This is a genomic window from Mycolicibacterium arenosum, from assembly GCF_024320865.1.
GTDB lineage: Bacteria > Actinomycetota > Actinomycetes > Mycobacteriales > Mycobacteriaceae > Mycobacterium > Mycobacterium arenosum.
Genome location: NZ_JANDBD010000004.1, coordinates 1 through 18,466, shown reverse-complemented (window position 1 = coordinate 18,466; position 18,466 = coordinate 1). Strand labels below are relative to the sequence as shown.

Below are 18,466 nucleotides of genomic sequence, written 5' to 3'. Positions count from 1 at the left end.
TGCGCATGACTTCCGTCGCGGTCGCCGGTGCCAGCGGATACGCCGGCGGCGAGATCCTGCGCCTGCTGCTCGGTCACCCCGCCTACGGCGACGGTCGCCTGGAACTCGGAGCGCTGACCGCCGCCGCGAGCGCGGGCACCACGATCGGCGAACACCACCCGCACCTACTGCCGTTGGCGCAGCGCGTGCTCGCCGACACCACCGTCGAGGTACTCGCCGGGCACGACGTCGTCTTCCTGGCGCTGCCGCACGGGCATTCGGCCGCGCTGGCCGAGCAGCTGGGTCCGGACACCCTCATCGTCGACTGCGGCGCCGACTTCCGGCTGACCGACCCGGCGGCGTGGGAGCGGTTCTACGGCTCCACCCACGCCGGTCATTGGCCCTACGGCCTGCCCGAGTTGCCGGGTGGCCGCGACGCGCTGCGGGCGACGCGGCGCATCGCCGTGCCCGGCTGCTATCCCACCGCCGCACTTCTCGCGCTGCTGCCCGCCGTCGCCGCCGACCTCGTCGAGCCCGCTGTGACCGTCGTGGCCGTGAGTGGGACATCGGGTGCCGGCCGCGCCGCGAAGGTCGACCTGCTGGGCTCCGAGGTCATCGGGTCCGCGCGGGCGTACAGCGTGGGCGGGACGCACCGGCACACCCCGGAGATCGCGCAGGGACTTCGCGCGGTCACCGATAAGTCGGTCACCGTGTCCTTCACGCCCGTCCTCATCCCCACCTCGCGCGGCATCCTCGCGACGTGTACGGCGGCGACCTCGGCGACGGTCTCCGAAGTCCGGTCCGCCTACGAGAAGGCCTACAATGACGAGCCTTTCGTGCACCTGCTTCCCGAAGGACAGCTGCCGAAGACCGGTGCCGTGATCGGGAGCAACGCGGCTCAGATCGCCGTGGCCGTCGATGCCGACGCCGGGGTGCTCGTCGCCTTGTGCGCGATCGACAACCTGGTCAAGGGCACCGGCGGCGCGGCCGTGCAGTCGATGAACCTCGCCCTCGGGTGGCCGGAAACCGAGGGTCTGTCGATCGTGGGGGTGGCACCGTGACGTCAACATCAACACCGCGGCTGGTACGGGAGCAGGGCGTCACCGCGCCCGAGGGCTTCCGGGCCACGGGAATTGCGGCGGGTATCAAGGCATCCGGCGCTCCGGACCTCGCCCTGGTGTTCAACGAGGGACCCGACCACGGTGCCGCTGCCGTCTTCACCAGGAACAAGGTGAAGGCCGCGCCGGTGCTCTGGACCCAGCAGATGATCAAGACCGGGCGCGCCCGCGCGGTGCTGCTCAACTCCGGCGGCGCCAACGCCTGCACGGGACCGGGCGGCTTCCAGGACACCCACGCCACCGCCGAGGCGCTCGCCGCGGCACTGTCGCAGTGGGGCACCGAGACCGGTGCCATCGAAGTCGCCGTCTGCTCAACGGGTTTGATCGGCGACCGGCTGCCCATGGACAAGGTGCTGGCCGGCGTCGAAGCCATCGTGCACGAGATGGCGGGTGGCCTCACCGGTGGGGCTGAAGCGGCTGCGGCGATCATGACCACCGACAACGTGCCCAAACAGGTTGCGCTGCATCACGAAGGCAACTGGACGGTTGGCGGGATGGCGAAGGGCGCCGGCATGCTCGCACCCTCGCTGGCGACGATGCTGTGCGTCATCACCACCGACGCGGTGGCCAACGCCGCCGCGCTCGACCAGGCGCTGCGGCACGCCACCGGACAGACGTTCGACCGTCTCGACATCGACGGCAGCTGCTCGACGAACGACACCGTGCTGCTGCTGGCCTCGGGCGCCAGCGAGATCGCGCCGAGCCAGGCCGACCTCGACGCGGCGGTCCTCGCGGTGTGCAACGACCTGTGCGCGCAACTGCAGGCCGATGCCGAGGGGGTGACCAAACGGGTGGCCGTCACCGTCACCGGAGCCGCCACCGAGGACGACGCCGTCGTCGCCGCCCGCACCATCGCCCGGGACAGCCTGGTCAAGACCGCTCTCTTCGGCTCCGACCCGAACTGGGGCCGGGTACTCGCCGCTGTCGGCATGGCGCCGGTCGACCTCGATCCGGATCGAATCAACGTGCTGTTCAACGGTTCTCCGGTGTGCGTAAACGGCACCGGGGCGCCCGGAGCACGCGACGTCGACCTGTCCGGCTCGGACATCACCGTGGTCGTCGAGTTGGGCGTCGGCAGCGCCGATGCCACGATCCGCACGACCGACCTGTCGCACGCGTACGTCGAAGAGAACTCGGCCTACTCGTCGTGACGGCTACGAGCACCAAAGCCGCCGTGCTGGCGGAGGCTCTGCCGTGGTTGAAGCAACTGCACGGCAAGATCGTCGTGATCAAGTACGGCGGTAACGCCATGACCGACGACGCTCTCAAGGCGGCGTTCGCCGCCGACATGGTGTTCCTGCGCAACTGCGGTATCCATCCGGTCGTCGTCCACGGGGGCGGCCCGCAGATCAGCGCCATGCTCAAGCGCCTCGGAATCGCCGGCGACTTCAAGGGGGGATTCCGCGTCACGACCCCCGAAGTCCTCGACGTCGCCCGCATGGTGCTGTTCGGCCAGGTGGGCCGGGAACTCGTCGGGCTCATCAACGCCCACGGCCCGTACGCGGTCGGCATCACGGGTGAGGACGCCCACCTGTTCACCGCCGTGCGGCGCAGCGTCCTGGTTGACGGCGTGGCGACCGACATCGGTCTCGTGGGCGACGTGGAGAAGGTGAACACCGCCGCGGTGCGCGATCTGATTGCCGCAGGACGGATTCCGGTGATCTCGACCATCGCACCGGACGCCGACGGCGTGGTGCACAACATCAACGCCGACACCGCGGCCGCCGCCGTGGCGGAGGCGCTGGACGCCGAGAAGCTGCTGATGCTCACCGATGTCGAGGGGCTCTACACCCGCTGGCCGGATCGGGATTCGCTCGTCAGCGAGATCGACGTCACGACGCTCACGGGGCTGCTGCCGACGCTGGAGGCGGGCATGGTGCCCAAGATCGAGGCGTGCCTGCGGGCCGTCGCGAGCGGAGTGCCGAGCGCCCACGTCATCGACGGCAGAGTGGAGCACTGCGTGCTGGTCGAGCTGTTCACCGACGAGGGCACGGGAACCAAGGTGGTGATGAAATGACTGAAACCGAAGACCTGCAAGGCCGTTGGCGGGGCGTCATGATGGACAACTACGGGACGCCGCCCGTGGCGCTGGTCAGCGGGGACGGCGCCGTCGTCACCGACGCCGACGGCACGTCCTACGTCGACTTCCTCGCGGGCATCGCCGTCAACATCCTCGGCCACCGCCACCCGGCGGTCATCGAAGCCGTGACGCGACAACTCAACACGCTCGGGCACACGTCGAACCTGTATGCGACCGAACCGGGGATCGCGCTGGCCGAGGCTCTCGTCGCCCATCTCGGCACCGAGGCGCAGGCGCGGGTGTTCTTCGCCAACTCGGGTACCGAGGCCAACGAGGTCGCCTTCAAGATCAGCAGGCTGACGGGCCGCACCAAGCTCGTCGCCGCCGAGGGGGCGTTCCACGGCCGCACCATGGGCTCGCTGGCACTCACCGGGCAGCCGACGAAGCAGGCGCCGTTCGCCCCGCTGCCCGGCGACGTCACGCACGTGCCGTACGGCGACGTCGACGCCCTTACCCGCGTTGTCGATTCGGATACCGCTGCGGTGTTCCTCGAGCCGATCATGGGAGAGGGCGGCGTGGTCACCCCGCCGGCCGGCTATCTCGCGGCCGCGCGCGAGCTGACCGCGAGCCACGGCGCCCTGCTGGTGCTCGACGAGGTGCAGACGGGAATCGGCCGAACGGGCGCCTTCTACGCCCATCAGCACGACGGCATCACCCCGGACCTCGTCACGCTCGCCAAGGGCCTGGGCGGCGGTCTGCCCATCGGCGCGTGCATCGCGATCGGCGCAGCCGCCGACCTCCTCACCCCCGGCCTGCACGGCAGTACCTTCGGCGGCAACCCGGTGTGCACCGCCGCGGCGCTCGCGGTGCTGAAGACGCTCGCCGACGACGATCTCGTCACCAGAGCCGACGTGCTGGGAAAGACGTTGAGCCACGGCATCGAAGCGCTGGGACACCCGCTCGTCGACCACGTCCGGGGCCGGGGTCTGCTGTGCGGCATCGTGCTCACCGCGCCACACGGCAAGGCGGTCGAGGCGGCCGCCCGCGATGCGGGGTACCTGGTCAACGCCGCGGCTCCCGACGTGATCCGGTTGGCACCCCCGCTGATCGTGACCGACGCCCAGGTCGAGTCGTTCCTGGCGGCGCTGCCCGCCGTCCTCGACGCGGCGACGGAGGCCACGGCATGACCCTGCGTCACTTCCTGCGCGACGACGACCTCTCGCCCGCCGAACAGGCCGAGGTGCTCACTCTGGCAGCCGAACTCAAGGCCGCGCCGTTCAGCAGGCGCCCGCTGGAGGGGCCGCGGGGCGTCGCGGTGATCTTCGAGAAGAACTCGACCCGCACCAGGTTCTCGTTCGAGGTCGGCATCGCCCAACTCGGCGGCCACGCGGTGGTGGTCGACGGCCGCAGTACGCAACTGGGCCGTGAGGAGACCCTCGAGGACACCGGACAGGTGCTGTCGCGGTACGTCGACGCCATCGTGTGGCGGACGTTCGCGCAGGAACGGCTGACGGCCATGGCCACCGGGTCGACGGTACCGATCGTCAACGCCCTGTCCGACGAGTTCCACCCCTGCCAGGTGCTGGCCGATCTGCAGACGCTGGCTGAGCGCATGGGTGGGCTGGCGGGTCTGACCATGACCTACTTCGGCGACGGCGCCAACAACATGGCGCACTCGCTGATGCTGGGCGGGGTGACAGCGGGGATCAACGTGACGATCGCCGCGCCACGGGGTTTCGAGCCGCACCCGTTGTTCGTCGCGGCTGCGCAGAAGCGCGCGGAGCAGACCGGAGCGACGGTGACGGTCAGTTCCGATCCGCGTGCTGCGGCCTCCGGTGTCGACGTGCTGGTGACCGACACCTGGACGTCGATGGGACAGGAGAACGACGGCCTCGACCGAGTGCGTCCGTTCCGGCCGTTCCAGGTCAACGCCGAGTTGCTCGGGCTGGCAGATCCGGACGCGGTGGTGCTGCACTGCCTGCCCGCACACCGCGGCCACGAGATCACCGACGACGTCATCGACGGGCCGCAGAGTGCCGTGTGGGACGAGGCCGAGAACCGGCTGCACGCGCAGAAGGCACTGCTGGTGTGGCTGTTGGAGCGCAGCGGCCGATGACCGCCGCCACCCGAGCTGGACGGCAGGCGCGCATCGTGACGCTTCTGTCGTCGAACTCGGTGCGCAGCCAGAGTGAGCTGGCCGCAATGCTCGCCGACGAGGGGATCGACGTCACCCAGGCGACCCTGTCGCGCGACCTGGAGGAGCTCGGCGCGGTGAAACTGCGCGGCGCGGACGGCGGCACCGGCGTTTACGTCGTGCCGGAGGACGGCAGCCCGGTGCGCGGCGTATCGGGTGGCACCGAGCGCATGTCGCGGTTGCTGAACGACCTCCTGGTGTCCACCGATGCCAGCGGCAACCTCGCGGTGCTGCGCACGCCCCCTGGAGCCGCGCACTACCTCGCCAGCGCCATCGACCGGGCCGCGCTGCCCCACGTCGTCGGCACCATCGCCGGGGATGACACGATCTTCGTCGTCGCCCGCGACCCCATGACCGGTGCGGAACTCGCCGCCACCTTCGAAAACATTCAGTAAGAGCTAGAAGGAGATCCCTTTATGTCCGAACGCGTCATCCTGGCGTACTCCGGCGGTCTCGACACCTCGGTCGCGATCAGCTGGATCGGCAAGGAGACCGGCCGCGAGGTCGTGGCCGTGGCGATCGACCTCGGCCAGGGCGGCGAGGACATGGAGGTCGTCCGGCAGCGTGCGATCGACTGCGGCGCCGTCGAGGCCGTCGTCGTCGACGCCCGTGACGAGTTCGCCGAGGAGTACTGCCTGCCGACCATCAAGAGCAACGCGCTCTACATGGATCGCTACCCGCTGGTGTCGGCGATCAGCAGGCCGCTCATCGTCAAGCATCTGGTGGCGGCCGCCCGCGAGCACGGGGGCGGCATCGTGGCGCACGGTTGCACCGGCAAGGGCAACGACCAGGTTCGGTTCGAAGTCGGATTCGCCTCGCTGGCACCGGATCTCGAGGTGCTGGCGCCCGTCCGCGACTACGCGTGGACCAGGGAGAAGGCGATCGCCTTCGCCGAGCAGAACGCGATCCCGATCAACGTCTCCAAGCGATCGCCGTTCTCGATCGACCAGAACGTGTGGGGTCGCGCGGTGGAAACCGGCTTCCTGGAACACCTCTGGAACGCCCCGACCAAGGACGTGTACGACTACACCGAGGATCCGACGGTCAACTGGAGCAGCCCCGACGAGGTGATCGTGGGCTTCGAGCGCGGTGTGCCGGTCTCCCTGGACGGGCGCCCGGTGTCCGTCCTGGAGGCGATCGTGGAGCTCAACCGCCGCGCCGGCGCCCAGGGGGTCGGCCGCCTCGATGTGGTCGAGGACCGGCTGGTCGGCATCAAGAGCCGGGAGATCTACGAGGCGCCCGGCGCGATGGTGCTCATCACCGCCCACACCGAACTCGAGCACGTCACGCTGGAGCGGGAGCTGGGCCGGTTCAAGCGCAACACCGACCAGAAGTGGGGAGAGCTGGTGTACGACGGGCTCTGGTACTCGCCGCTCAAGCGCGCGCTCGAGACGTTCGTCGACCACACCCAGGAGCACGTCAGCGGTGAGATCCGGCTGGTGCTGCACGGCGGCCACATCGCCGTCAACGGCAGGCGCAGCGCGGAATCGCTCTACGACTTCAACCTCGCCACCTACGACGAGGGCGACACGTTCGACCAGTCCAGCGCCAAGGGCTTCGTGCACGTTCACGGACTGTCGTCGAAGATCGCGGCCAAGCGGGACCTCGCTACATGAGCACGACCAACGAGGGCTCGCTCTGGGGCGGCCGGTTCGCCGGCGGTCCCTCGGAAGCGCTTGCCGCGCTGAGCAAGTCAACTCACTTCGACTGGGTGCTGGCGCCGTACGACGTCCGGGCGTCGAAAGCGCACGCACGGGTGCTGTTCCAGGCCGGTCTGCTGACCGAGGACCAGCGCGACGGCCTCCTCGCCGGGCTCGACAGCCTGGGGGAGGACGTCGCCGACGGCAGCTTCGGCCCGCTCCCGTCGGACGAGGACGTCCACGGCGCGCTGGAGCGCGGTCTCATCGACCGCGTAGGCGAGGATCTGGGCGGCAGGCTGCGGGCGGGGCGTTCGCGCAACGATCAGGTGGCGACGCAGTTCCGGATGTGGTTGCGCGACAACATGCGTTCGGTCGGCAACGGGGTTCTCGATGTCGTGGCAGCGCTGGCGACGCAGGCCGCCGTGCACCCGACGGCGATCATGCCGGGCAAGACCCACCTGCAATCCGCGCAGCCGGTACTGCTCGCCCATCACCTGCTGGCGCACGCGCATCCGCTGCTTCGCGACGTCACCCGCATCGTCGACTTCGACGTGCGGACCGCGGTGTCACCGTACGGCTCCGGAGCGCTGGCGGGATCGTCACTCGGCTTGGATCCGGACGCCATCGCCGCGGAACTCGGCTTCGACGCCGCGGCGGACAACTCGATCGACGCCACCTCCGCGCGCGACTTCGCCGCTGAGGCGGCGTTCGTCCTGGCGATGATCGCCGTCGACCTGTCTCGCCTCGCCGAGGATGTGATCCTCTGGAGTACAACGGAATTCGGGTACGTCACCCTGCACGACTCCTGGTCGACCGGGAGCTCGATCATGCCGCAGAAGAAGAACCCGGACATCGCGGAGCTGGCCCGCGGGAAGTCCGGCAGACTGATCGGCAACCTCACCGGTCTGCTCGCGACGTTGAAGGCGCAGCCGCTGGCGTACAACCGGGATCTGCAGGAGGATAAGGAACCGGTCTTCGATTCGGTCGCGCAGCTGGAACTGCTGCTGCCCGCGATGGCGGGTCTGGTCGCCACGCTGGTGTTCGACGTCGACAGGATGGCCACGCTGGCGCCGCTCGGGTACACGCTGGCGACCGACGTCGCGGAGTGGTTGGTGCGGCAGGGCATTCCGTTCCGCGTCGCACACGAGGCCGCGGGCGCGGCGGTCCGCGCCGCCGAGGCGCGCGGAGTCGGGCTCGAGGAGCTCGCCGATGACGAGCTCGCCGGGATCCATCCCGGTTTGACGGCAGAGGTGCGCGACGTGCTGACGATCGCGGGATCGGTCGACTCCCGCGACGCCAGGGGCGGCACCGCTCCGATACAGGTCGCCAGGCAACTCGGCGTGGTGCGCGACACCGCCGACCGGCTGCGCGTCGAACTGCGCCGCTGACCTCAGCGGCGGCCTCAGTCGTCGGCGAGGGCCAGCCACTCCTCTTCGAGCGATTCCTTACGTGATTCGAGGGTTCGCAGTTCGTCGTTCAAGTCACCCAGCCGGACGTGATCGGCGGCCGATTCGGCCATCGAGTGGTGCAGCGACTCGATGCGTTCGTCGAGTTTGGCCAACTGGTTCTCGATGCGGGTCAGTTCCTTGCCGGTGCGGCGCTGCTTCGCGGACGACGTCTCGCCGCGCTCGACGGGGCGCGGCGCGACGACGGGTGACTCTGCGGCGGAGCGGGTTTCGAGATACTGCTCGATGCCACCGGGCAGCAGGTCGCACCGCCCTCCGCCCGTGAGCGCGTAGGTGACGTCGGTGACCCGTTCCAGGAAGTACCGGTCGTGTGTGACCACGATCAGAGTGCCGGGCCAGCCGTCGAGGTAGTCCTCGATGATCGTGAGCGTGTCGATGTCGAGATCGTTGGTCGGTTCGTCGAGCAGCAGCACGTTGGGTTCGTCGAGCAGCAGTCGCAGGAACTGCAGGCGGCGGCGTTCACCGCCCGACAGTTCGGCCAGCCGGGTGGTGAGCTTGTCGCCGGTGAACCCGAAGTCCTCAAGCAGCGTCGAGACGCTGACTTCGCGTCCGCCAGCGAGTTCCGTGATGCGCTTGCTGCTCTCGACCGCATCCAGCACCCTGTCACCGCCGTCGAGCTCGGCGAGTGCCTGACTCAGGTAGCCGATTCTCAGCGTCAGTCCCCGCTTCACGGTGCCCGAGGTGGGTGGCAGTTCGCCGACGAGCAGTTTTAGGACCGACGACTTGCCGGTGCCGTTGACACCGACCAGGCCGATCCGGGCGCCGGGACCGATGGACCAGTCGAGCTTGTCGAGGAGGGTCCGGCCACCCAGTTCCAGGACGACGCGGTGCAGATCGAAGACGTCCTTGCCGAGTCGCGCGGTGGCGAAACGCTGCAGCGACAACGAATCCCGCGGCGGGGGCTCGTTGGCGATGAGGTCGTTGGCGGCCTGGATCCGAAACTTCGGCTTCGACGTCCGCGCGGGCGGTCCGCGTCGCAACCACGCGAGTTCCTTGCGCATGAGGTTCTGCCTGCGCGACTCGGTGCCCGCGGCGATGCGCGTCCGTTCGGCGCGGGCCAGCACGTAGGCCGCGTAGCCACCGTCGTAGGCGTCGACGCTGCCGTGGTGCACCTCCCACGTCTTGGTGCAGACCGCGTCGAGGAACCAGCGGTCGTGGCTGACGACGACCAGTGCCTTCGTCCGCTGCGCCCTGAGGTGGTCGGCGAGCCACCCGATGATCTCGACGTCGAGGTGGTTGGTCGGCTCGTCGAGGACCAGCACGTCATGGCTCGCGAGCAGGACGCCCGCCAGCGCCACCCGTCGCCGTTCCCCGCCACTGAGGTTGCCGACACCCGCATCGAGGTCCACGCCGCCGAGGAGGTGCTCGACGACGGACCGGGTGTCGGAGTCGGCCGCCCACACGTGATCGGCCTGGCCGTGCAGGATCACATCGCGCACCGTCGCCTCCGCGGCGAAGTCGTCCGACTGCCGCACGTACCCGACCGACAGCCCGGACGTGTGCGTGACGCGCCCGGAATCGGGCGTCGACTCCTCCGTCAGCATGCGCAGCAGCGTCGTCTTCCCGTCGCCGTTGCGCCCGACGACGCCGATCGCGTCGCCCTCCTCGACGCCGAGGCTCACGCGAGAGAGCAGGGTGCGGGTGCCGAAGCTGACGGAGACGCGTTCGAGGTTGATCAGGTTGGCCATCGGCGCCGATCATAGGGCCGAGGGGTTTCCCGCGTCGCCGCGCTCCCGGCCGCCGATGCCCGCGGCGCGGCTCACCCGCTGTGCCATGATGACGTCGGCGATCAGGGCTTCGGGGATGCGACGAAGGGGAGTGCAGTGGTCGATTTCACGACGTTCACCCGCCCGGTGGGCCGATTGGTGGCCACCGCTCAGAACGGGCTCGAGGTACTTCGCTACGGCGGGCTGGAGACCGGTGCGGTCCCGTCGCCCTTCCAGATCGTTCAGAGCGTGCCGATGTACCGGCTGCGTCGGTACTTCCCGCCGGACACCCGCCCCGGCGCGACGCCCGCGGGGCCACCGGTCCTGATGGTGCACCCGATGATGATGTCGGCTGACATGTGGGACGTCACCCGCGACGAGGGTGCGGTCGGAATCCTGCACAAGGCGGGCATCGATCCCTGGGTCATCGACTTCGGGTCGCCGGACAAGGTCGAGGGCGGCATGGACCGCAACCTCGCGGACCACGTCGTGGCGCTCAACGAGGCCATCGACACCGTCAAGGAGGTCACCGGCCGCGACGTTCACCTCGCCGGGTACTCCCAGGGCGGCATGTTCGCGTACCAGACCGCCGCGTACCGCCGCGCGAAGGATCTGGCCAGCATCGTCGCCTTCGGCTCGCCGGTTGACACGCTCGCCGGCCTGCCGATGAACCTGCCGGCCAACTTCGGCGCCGCGGCCGCCGACTTCATGGCCGACCACGTCTTCAGCCGCATCGACATCCCCGGCTGGCTGGCCCGCACCGGCTTCCAGATGCTCGATCCGATCAAGACCGCGCAGGCCCGACTCGACTTCATGCGGCAGTTGCACGACCGCGAGGCCCTGCTGCCGCGCGAGCAGCAGCGCCGGTTCCTGTCCAACGAGGGCTGGATCGCGTGGTCGGGCCCGGCGATCGCCGAGTTGCTCAAGCAATTCATCGCGCACAACCGGATGATGAGCGGCGGCTTCTCCATCCACGGCGATCTCGTCACGCTGTCCGATATCGACTGCCCGGTACTCGCCGTCGTCGGCGAGGTCGATGACATCGGCCAGCCGGCGTCGGTGCGGGGAATCAAGCGCGCGGCGCCACAGGCGGACGTCTACGAATACCTCATCCGCGCAGGGCATTTCGGCCTCGTGGTCGGCGGTAAGGCCGCCACGCAGACCTGGCCGACGGTCGCATCGTGGGTGAAGTGGCTGTCCGGCGACGGTGAGATGCCCGCCGACGTCGTGCCGATGGCGCTGCAGCCGTCGGAGACCAGCGAGAGCGGCGTGCCGTTCGCGTCCCGCGTCGCGCACGGCGCCGCCGCAGCCACCGAGATGACGTTCAGCCTGGCCCGCACCGCCGCCGATGCGTTCGTGGCGGCCAACAAGTCGGCGCGCGCGCTCGTCGTCGAGACCGCGCGCACGCTGCCCAGGCTGGCGCGCCTCGGCCAGATCAACGACCACACCCGGATCTCGCTCGGCCGCATCATGGACGAGCAGGCGAGCGCCACCCCCGGCGGCGAGTTCCTGCTGTTCGACGGCCGCGTGCACACCTACGAGGCGGTGGATCGCCGCATCAACAACGTGGTGCGCGGCCTCATCGAGGTCGGGATCCGGCAGGGCGCGCGCGTCGGCGTCCTGATGGAGACCAGGCCGAGCGCGCTGGTGGCGATCGCCGCGCTGTCGCGCCTGGGAGCGGTCGCGGTGCTGATGCCGCCCGACGCGGATCTGGCGGAGGCCGCCGCACTCGGGGGCGCGTCCGACATCATCGCCGACCCGAGCAATCTCGACGCGGCGAGCCGACTTCCACTGCGCGTACTGGTGCTGGGCGGCGGCGAGAACCGCGACCTCGCGCCGCCGCAGGACGCCGACGTCGTCGACATGGAGCAGATCGACCCCGACGTGGTCGATCTGCCGGGGTGGTACCGGCCCAACCCCGGTTTCGCCAAGGATCTGGCGTACATCGCGTTCGCCACGGTCGGCGGCAAGCTCGTCGCCCGGCAGATCACCAACTACCGGTGGGCGCTGTCGGCGTTCGGCACCGCCTCGGCCGCCAACCTCGGCCGCGGTGACACCGTGTACTGCCTGACGCCCCTGCATCACCAGTCCGGCCTGCTCGTGAGCCTCGGTGGCGCCGTCGTCGGCGGCACCCGGATCGCGCTGTCGCGTGGCCTTCGGCCGGACCGGTTCGTGCACGAACTCCGGCAGTACGGCGTGACGGTCGTGTCCTACACGTGGGCGATGCTGCGCGACGTCATCGACGACCCGTCGTTCGTGCTGAACGGCAACCATCCGGTGCGGCTGTTCATCGGGTCGGGTATGCCGACGGGTCTGTGGAAGCGGGTCGAGGAGGAGTTCGCGCCCGCCCACATCGTCGAGTTCTTCGCGACCACCGACGGCCAGGCCGTGCTCGCCAACGTCTCGGGCGCCAAGATCGGCAGCGAGGGCAGGCCGCTGCCCGGCGGCGGCCACATCGAGCTGGCGGCCTACGACGTCGACGACGACCTGATCCTCGAGGACGAGCGGGGCTTCGTCCGGCTCGCCGGACCCAATGAGGTCGGCGTCCTGCTCGCTCATCCGCGCGGTCCCGTCGACCCGACGGCGTCGGTCAAGCGCGGCGTGTTCGCGCCCGCCGACACGTGGGTGTCCACCGAGTACCTGTTCCGCAAGGACGACGACGGCGACTACTGGCTCGTCGACAACCGCTCCTCGGTGATTCACACGCCGCGCGGACCCGTGTTCGCGGCCGCCGTGAACGACGTCGCCGGCCGGATCGGCGCCGTCGACATCGCGGTCACGTACCGCATCGAAGTGGCGGGCGTCGCACGTGCGGTGACGGCGTTGACGCTGTGCCCCGGCGGCAGCGTGCCGACGGCCGATTTGAACGACGCGCTCGCGAAGCTCGTCGTCGGGAATCCACCCGACGTCGTCCACGTCGTGCCCGACATGACGCTCAGCGCGACCTACCGACCGCTGCTCGGTCCGCTTCGCGCGGCCGGCTACCCGAAAGCCTCGCGAAACTCGTGGTACCTCGACGAGGACAACGGCGTCTTCAAGCGTCTGACGACGGCGATCCGCGCCGAACTCGTCAACGTCGACCAGGACGGCTGAGACCGTGCGTCACATCCGTCACACTGTTAGGCTCCGGCTTGCGGCAGGTCGCCGCTTCGGGTCGGGGAACCCGTGCTCTGGAGGATCCATGACATCGAAGACCAGCACGACCACGGGCTGGCGGCGTGCCGTCACCGGCGTCGTGGCCAGCGGTGCGCTCGCTGCCGGCCTGATGATCGGCCTCGGCGCGACGCCCGCGCTCGCCGAACCCGCCACCGACGCGACCGTCGACGCGGAAGCCCCCGAGGCGCCCCAGATGACGCCGGATCAGGCGCTACTCGCCATCCAGGCCAAGTACGACACGGGTGCCGGCGGCGGTCAGGTCTCCAATCTGATCAACGACGTCATGAAGCTGCGGCAGCAGGGCTTCATGCCGTCGAACTCGAACGGCCAGGCGCTCATCGAGGCGCTGAACTTCACCGGGGCCAGCCAGTCCCGCGTCATCGAAGCGCTGGAGGCGACCAAGACCTTCCAGCTGCGCAACAAGCTGCGCAACCAGCAGGCGCAGTCGCAGTCGCCGACGTCCATCGGAATCAACACCCTCCCGCCGGGCAATCAGGGCACCATCCTCCCGGCCGGCTGATCCCGTGCTGTCCGAACGCCTGCGATCCATCCTGGTATGCCCCGCGGACCGCGGACCGCTTCTGCTGATCGCCGACGAGGCGCTGTACAACCCGCGGCTGCGGCTGCGCTATCGAATCGACGAGGGCATTCCGGTGCTGCTCGTCGACGAAGCGGACACCATCACCGACGACGCCGAGCACGACCGCTTGGTTGCGGCTGCCGAAAGCTAGCCGAGTCCCGGCAGGTCACCGGTGAGGTAGCGCTGCAGATTGGGCGCGATGGTCTCGGCGATCTGGGTGACCGGCAGCGATCTGAACGGTTCGAGCTCCAGGATGTAGCGCGCCATCACCACGCCCACCAGTTGCGACGCGACGAACTGCACGCGGACGGGTCCCGAGCCCGGCGGATCGTCGACCCGGGCACCCACCTCCCTGGTGATGACCTCCTGCAGGAAGCTGCGCACCAGCGACACGTCGCTGCCCGACAGCAGCGAGCGGAGCGTCGCGATGAAGCCCGAGCCGAGTTCGGAGTCCCATAGCGGCAACAGGATCGAGGGCAGCAGCAGCCCGAGTTGATCCACCGGCGCTTCGCGCATCGGCCCGATCACCTGCATCGGGTCGATCGGAATGTGGATCGCGGCGGCGAAGAGCTGTTCCTTGGTACCGAAGTAGTGGTGTACCAGCGCCGAATCCACGCCGGCCGCAGACGCGATCGAGCGAACGGATGTCTTGTCGATCCCGTTGCGGGCGAACAACTCCCGCGCCTCAGTCAGAATCCGCTCACGGGTATCCGACGTGCCGGCGGGGCGACCGGGGCGCTTGCGGCTGCGCGACTTCGCCTCGGTCACGGAGTGCGGCGCCTCAGCGTGGCAGCGGCGAGCGCCATCGCGACCACGGCGAATCCGATCACGATCGCGATGTCGCGCGCTGCAGTGGCGGTCAGCTCGGGATGGGCGCCGACCTGCTGAAGTGCCTCGAGCGCGTAGCTCGCGGGCAGCGCGTTGCTGATCCACTGCAGCCAGTCCGGCATGACGGCCCGCGGCACGATGATGCCGCACAGCAGCAGCTGCGGAGCGATCACGACCGGCATGAACTGGACGGCCTGGAACTCCGTCCGCGCGAACGCGCTGCACAGTAGGCCTAGTCCGACCCCGAGCACCGCGTTGATGATGGCGATGGCGAACACCAGCGCCGGGCTGCCCGCGGTGTCCAGGCCGAGCAGCCAGAACGAGATCGCGCAGGCCAGCGTCGCCTGCGCGGCGGCGGCGATCGAGAAGGCGGTGCCGTACGCGGCCAGCAGATCGAGCCTGCGCAGGGGAGTGGTGAGGATGCGTTCCAGCGTCCCCGACACGCGCTCGCGCTGCATGGTGATCGAGGTGATGAGGAACATCACGATGAGCGGGAAGACGCCGAGCATGATCAGGCAGGCGTTGTTGAACGGAGACGGCGCGCCCGGTCTCTGCGGGGCGTCGACGAACATGAAGTACATCAGCGTGATGATGAGGCTCGGCACCACCAGGATCATCGCGACGCTGCGGTGGTCGGCGGCGAGCTGGCGCAGGATGCGACCCGTCGTCGCGAGGTAGGCACGCGGGCTCAGCCTGTGGTGCTCGCGGCTTCGGTGCTGTGCCGGATGACGGACAGAAACGCCTCCTCCAGTGACGTGCATCCCGTGTCCTCTCTGAGTTGTCGCGGTGTGGGGTGGGCGAGAAGGCGGCCTTCGCGCATGAGAAGCAGATCGGCGCAGTGGTCGGCCTCGTCCATGACGTGGCTGGAGACCAGGAGCGTGGTGCCACGTCGCGCGAGATGGTCGAACCGCTCCCACAGATCGACGCGCAGGACGGGGTCCAGCCCGACGGTGGGCTCGTCGAGCACCAGTACGTCGGGGTGTGACACCAGCGCGCACGCCAGCGAGGACCTGGTGCGCTGGCCACCGGATAGGTTGCTGCACAGCGCTTTTCGGTGGTCGTCGAGCCCGACGGCGGAGATCGCCTCGTCGGCCTCACCCGGCGCCGAGCCGTACAGCGACGCGAAGTAGCGGACGTTGTCGATAACCCGGAGATCGTCGTAGACGGTGGCGCTCTGCGTGACGTAGCCCACGCGGTTGCGCAGGTCAGCCGACCCCGCCGGCCGTCCGAGCACGGTGACGCTGCCGGACTTGACGACCTGCGTTCCGACGATGCAGCGCATCAGCGTGGTCTTCCCGCAGCCGGACGGGCCGAGGATGCCGGTGATGGTTCCGCGGGCGACCCGCAGCGAGATGTCGTCGAGCGCCGTGTGCGTGTCGCGCACCACGGTGAGGTGCTCGACGGTCACCGCGTCGATTAATTCACCACTCGATGAAATCATCATGCGATGAATATCCTCCCGAGGCCGAGCCGCGTCAAGACCGCGGGCACAATCGGCCGCATGAGTGCGGACCATCTCGCAGTCGATCCGGTCACCGCCGCGCGCCGGTTGCTCGGTGCACACCTGCTCGGTGCGGGCGTCGCGGCGGTGATCGTCGAGGTCGAGGCGTACGGCGGACCGCCGGACGGGCCGTGGCCCGATGCCGCGTCGCACTCGTTCCGCGGGATCGGCGGGCGCAACGTGGTGATGTTCGGGCCGGCCGGCAGGTTGTACACCTATCTCAGCCACGGAATTCACGTGTGCGCCAACGTCGTGTGCGCGACGGACGACGTGGCGGGCGCCGTGTTGCTCCGGGCCGCGGAGGTGACGTCGGGCCTCGACGTGGCGGTGTCCCGACGCGGACCGGCGATCCGGCCGAGCGCACTCGCGCGGGGGCCGGGAAACCTGTGCGCAGCACTCGGAATCACCATGGCCGACAACGGAATCGACCTCTTCGACGACCGCAGCCCGATTCGCCTGACGCTGGCCGCTCCCGACGCCGAGATGGCCAGCGGCCCGCGCGTTGGCGTCAGCAAGGCCGCCGACCGGCCGTGGCGCTTCTGGCTGACCGACACCCCCGAGGTGTCCGCCTACCGGCGCAGCCCGCGGGCACCCGAACCGGGCGACAGCGACTGATGCGGGAAGATCGACGCATGGGAAGCGACATCCTCGGCGAGCTGGACTGGCGCGGGCTCATCGCCCAGTCGACCGACCGCGACGCTCTGGCGTCCGATCTCGCCGCGGGTCCGGTGACGGTCTACTCCGGATTCGACCCGACCGCGCCGAGCCTGCACGCCGGTCACCTGGTGCCGTTGCTCACATTGCGGCGCTTCCAGGAGGCCGGGCACCGGCCGATCGTGCTGGCCGGCGGGGCGACGGGAATGATCGGCGACCCCAGGGAGACCGGCGAGCGGACGCTGAACACCGCGGACACCGTCGCCGATTGGGCGTCGCGAATCAGGGCTCAGCTCGAGCGATTCGTGGCGTTCGACGAGTCAGCCACCGGCGCGATCGTGGCGAACAACCTGGAGTGGACCGGCGAGTTGTCGGCGATCGAGTTCCTGCGCGACATCGGGAAGTACTTCTCGGTCAACGTGATGCTCGATCGCGACACCGTCCGTCGTCGCCTCGAGGGCGAGGGCATCTCCTACACCGAGTTCAGCTACATGTTGTTGCAGGCCAACGACTACGTCGAGCTGCATCAGCGGTACGGCTGCGCGCTGCAGATCGGTGGCTCCGATCAGTGGGGCAACATCGTGGCCGGCGCCCGGCTGGTTCGCCAGAAGGCCGGCGCGACGGTGCACGCGATGACGACGCCGCTCGTCACCGACTCCGAGGGCAAGAAGTTCGGCAAGTCCACCGGCGGGGGCAATCTCTGGCTCGATCCGGAGCTGACCAGCCCGTACGCCTGGTACCAGTACTTCGTGAACACCGCGGACGCCGACGTCGTCCAGTACCTGCGCTGGTTCACCTTCCTCGGTGCGGACGACGTCGCCGAACTGGAGCGTGCGACCGCCGAGCGGCCGCACGAACGCTCAGCGCAGCGGCGACTAGCCCAGGAGTTGACCACCCTGGTCCACGGCCAGGATGCGACCCGGTCCGTCGAACAGGCCAGCCAGGCTCTGTTCGGGCGCGCCGAGCTGACTGATCTCGACGAACCGACGCTGGCTGCCGCCCTGCGGGAGGCGTCGGTAGCCGACGTGCCGCCGGGCGGAGCCGACGGGATCACCGACCTCCTGGTGGTCACTGGACTCTGCCCGAGTAAGGGCGCCGCTCGCCGCACGATCGGCGAAGGTGGCGTGTACGCGAACAACGTGCGGGTCGAAACGGACGAGTGGCGGCCTGAGGCTTCCGACTACCTGCACGGACGGTGGCTCGTCCTGCGCCGCGGCAAGCGGAATATCGCCGGGGTGCAGCGCGTTGGATGATTGGTACGGGCGTACCGACCTGGTCAAAAACAGCTTCTAGCAGGCGATTTGACTCGGAGTTAGCCCTGACGTAACTTAGTCGAGTCGCTGCGACACGGGCCTGGCCCGGAGAGCGCGGCGGCATCCCAGAGGGAAAGTCACTTCGGTGGCCGTCCTCATCTGCCCGCACGACGGATCGCGGCTTTTCGCCGCGGGTTCGTTGCGCGGTCGGGATGGGTGTGTTGTTTGAGAACTCAATAGTGTGTTTGGGGGAGCGAACAGGATTAGATACCCTGGTAGTCCACGCCGTAAACGGTGGGTACTAGGTGTGGGTTTCCTTCCTTGGGATCCGTGCCGTAGCTAACGCATTAAGTACCCCGCCTGGGGAGTAC

At 69.2% G+C, this 18,466-nt stretch carries 17 protein-coding genes and 1 rRNA gene; 14 read left to right on the top strand and 4 right to left on the bottom strand.

Annotated elements, in window-relative coordinates:
- Window positions 1–5: 5 nt before the first annotated feature.
- The 8 genes from argC to argH are packed head-to-tail and all read left to right on the top strand — an operon-like array spanning window position 6 to window position 8,339.
- Entirely contained in the window at window positions 6–1,040 is a 1,035-nt protein-coding gene (gene argC, locus NM203_RS10205) for an N-acetyl-gamma-glutamyl-phosphate reductase (protein ID WP_255059770.1), read from the top strand.
- Complete coding sequence (argJ, locus tag NM203_RS10200) at window positions 1,037–2,248, top strand: bifunctional glutamate N-acetyltransferase/amino-acid acetyltransferase ArgJ (RefSeq protein ID WP_255059769.1); 1,212 nt, start codon at window positions 1,037–1,039, stop codon at window positions 2,246–2,248. The genes argC and argJ overlap by 4 nt, the downstream gene beginning before the upstream one ends.
- On the top strand, window positions 2,245–3,114 hold the full coding sequence (gene argB / locus NM203_RS10195; protein ID WP_255059768.1) for an acetylglutamate kinase: 870 nt from the start codon (window positions 2,245–2,247) through the stop codon (window positions 3,112–3,114). The genes argJ and argB overlap by 4 nt, the downstream gene beginning before the upstream one ends.
- On the top strand, window positions 3,111–4,304 hold the full coding sequence (locus tag NM203_RS10190) for an acetylornithine transaminase (protein ID WP_255059767.1): 1,194 nt from the start codon (window positions 3,111–3,113) through the stop codon (window positions 4,302–4,304). Before argB ends, NM203_RS10190 begins: the two co-directional genes overlap by 4 nt.
- Entirely contained in the window at window positions 4,301–5,233 is a 933-nt protein-coding gene (gene argF / locus NM203_RS10185) for an ornithine carbamoyltransferase (protein WP_255059766.1), read from the top strand. The genes NM203_RS10190 and argF overlap by 4 nt, the downstream gene beginning before the upstream one ends.
- The gene (locus tag NM203_RS10180) at window positions 5,230–5,706 is read left to right on the top strand and encodes an arginine repressor (RefSeq protein WP_255059765.1); all 477 of its coding nucleotides are present in this window, start codon (window positions 5,230–5,232) and stop codon (window positions 5,704–5,706) included. Before argF ends, NM203_RS10180 begins: the two co-directional genes overlap by 4 nt.
- Window positions 5,707–5,727: 21 nt before the next feature.
- Window positions 5,728–6,927, top strand: a complete 1,200-nt coding sequence (locus NM203_RS10175; RefSeq protein ID WP_255059764.1) for an argininosuccinate synthase — start codon at window positions 5,728–5,730, stop codon at window positions 6,925–6,927.
- Complete coding sequence (argH, locus tag NM203_RS10170) at window positions 6,924–8,339, top strand: argininosuccinate lyase (protein WP_255059763.1); 1,416 nt, start codon at window positions 6,924–6,926, stop codon at window positions 8,337–8,339. Before NM203_RS10175 ends, argH begins: the two co-directional genes overlap by 4 nt.
- Window positions 8,340–8,353: 14 nt before the next feature.
- Here argH and NM203_RS10165 read toward each other — a convergent pair whose 3' ends face one another.
- Window positions 8,354–10,105 (bottom strand): ABC-F family ATP-binding cassette domain-containing protein, encoded by a 1,752-nt coding sequence (locus tag NM203_RS10165; RefSeq protein ID WP_255059762.1) that lies wholly within the window; start codon window positions 10,103–10,105, stop codon window positions 8,354–8,356.
- A 135-nt stretch (window positions 10,106–10,240) separates the two neighbouring features.
- Here NM203_RS10165 and NM203_RS10160 point away from each other — a divergent pair, with 135 nt between their 5' ends.
- From NM203_RS10160 to NM203_RS10150, 3 genes are all read left to right on the top strand, one after another.
- Window positions 10,241–13,216: an acyl-CoA synthetase gene (locus NM203_RS10160; RefSeq protein WP_255059761.1), complete on the top strand. Its 2,976-nt coding sequence runs from the start codon at window positions 10,241–10,243 to the stop codon at window positions 13,214–13,216.
- Window positions 13,217–13,304: 88 nt separating this feature from the next.
- Entirely contained in the window at window positions 13,305–13,799 is a 495-nt protein-coding gene (locus NM203_RS10155) for a hypothetical protein (protein WP_255059760.1), read from the top strand.
- Window positions 13,800–13,803: 4 nt separating this feature from the next.
- Window positions 13,804–14,010, top strand: a complete 207-nt coding sequence (locus NM203_RS10150; RefSeq protein ID WP_255059759.1) for a Trm112 family protein — start codon at window positions 13,804–13,806, stop codon at window positions 14,008–14,010.
- On the opposite strand, the gene NM203_RS10145 is transcribed toward NM203_RS10150, so the two are convergent.
- Genes NM203_RS10145 through NM203_RS10135 form a run of 3 tightly spaced genes read right to left on the bottom strand, consistent with a single transcriptional unit; the run spans window position 14,007 to window position 16,131 of the window.
- Window positions 14,007–14,627, bottom strand: a complete 621-nt coding sequence (locus tag NM203_RS10145; RefSeq protein WP_255059758.1) for a TetR/AcrR family transcriptional regulator — start codon at window positions 14,625–14,627, stop codon at window positions 14,007–14,009. The two genes, NM203_RS10150 and NM203_RS10145, sit on opposite strands and share 4 nt — an antisense overlap.
- On the bottom strand, window positions 14,624–15,448 hold the full coding sequence (locus NM203_RS10140; protein ID WP_255059757.1) for an ABC transporter permease: 825 nt from the start codon (window positions 15,446–15,448) through the stop codon (window positions 14,624–14,626). The genes NM203_RS10145 and NM203_RS10140 overlap by 4 nt, the downstream gene beginning before the upstream one ends.
- The gene (locus NM203_RS10135; protein ID WP_255059756.1) at window positions 15,376–16,131 is read right to left on the bottom strand and encodes an ABC transporter ATP-binding protein; all 756 of its coding nucleotides are present in this window, start codon (window positions 16,129–16,131) and stop codon (window positions 15,376–15,378) included. Before NM203_RS10135 ends, NM203_RS10140 begins: the two co-directional genes overlap by 73 nt.
- A gap of 57 nt (window positions 16,132–16,188) precedes the next feature.
- Between NM203_RS10135 and NM203_RS10130 the strand changes: the two genes are divergently transcribed.
- From NM203_RS10130 to NM203_RS10120, 3 genes are all read left to right on the top strand, one after another.
- Window positions 16,189–16,803, top strand: coding sequence for a DNA-3-methyladenine glycosylase (locus NM203_RS10130; RefSeq protein WP_255059755.1), 615 nt, complete (start codon window positions 16,189–16,191; stop codon window positions 16,801–16,803).
- A 17-nt stretch (window positions 16,804–16,820) separates the two neighbouring features.
- Window positions 16,821–18,095 (top strand): tyrosine--tRNA ligase, encoded by a 1,275-nt coding sequence (tyrS, locus tag NM203_RS10125; protein ID WP_255059754.1) that lies wholly within the window; start codon window positions 16,821–16,823, stop codon window positions 18,093–18,095.
- 139 nt (window positions 18,096–18,234) lie between these two features.
- Window positions 18,235–18,466: ribosomal RNA gene (locus NM203_RS10120) — 16S ribosomal RNA — on the top strand; the annotation flags it as partial.

Coding starts and splice junctions, on each gene's coding strand:
- argC (WP_255059770.1), top strand. CDS start 6: ATGACTTCCGTCGCGGTCGCCGGTGCCAGCGGATACGCCGGCGGCGAG.
- NM203_RS10190 (WP_255059767.1), top strand. CDS start 3,111: ATGACTGAAACCGAAGACCTGCAAGGCCGTTGGCGGGGCGTCATGATG.
- argF (WP_255059766.1), top strand. CDS start 4,301: ATGACCCTGCGTCACTTCCTGCGCGACGACGACCTCTCGCCCGCCGAA.
- NM203_RS10180 (WP_255059765.1), top strand. CDS start 5,230: ATGACCGCCGCCACCCGAGCTGGACGGCAGGCGCGCATCGTGACGCTT.
- NM203_RS10175 (WP_255059764.1), top strand. CDS start 5,728: ATGTCCGAACGCGTCATCCTGGCGTACTCCGGCGGTCTCGACACCTCG.
- argH (WP_255059763.1), top strand. CDS start 6,924: ATGAGCACGACCAACGAGGGCTCGCTCTGGGGCGGCCGGTTCGCCGGC.
- NM203_RS10165 (WP_255059762.1), bottom strand. CDS start 10,105: ATGGCCAACCTGATCAACCTCGAACGCGTCTCCGTCAGCTTCGGCACC.
- NM203_RS10155 (WP_255059760.1), top strand. CDS start 13,305: ATGACATCGAAGACCAGCACGACCACGGGCTGGCGGCGTGCCGTCACC.
- NM203_RS10140 (WP_255059757.1), bottom strand. CDS start 15,448: ATGCACGTCACTGGAGGAGGCGTTTCTGTCCGTCATCCGGCACAGCAC.
- NM203_RS10135 (WP_255059756.1), bottom strand. CDS start 16,131: ATGATGATTTCATCGAGTGGTGAATTAATCGACGCGGTGACCGTCGAG.
- NM203_RS10130 (WP_255059755.1), top strand. CDS start 16,189: ATGAGTGCGGACCATCTCGCAGTCGATCCGGTCACCGCCGCGCGCCGG.
- tyrS (WP_255059754.1), top strand. CDS start 16,821: ATGGGAAGCGACATCCTCGGCGAGCTGGACTGGCGCGGGCTCATCGCC.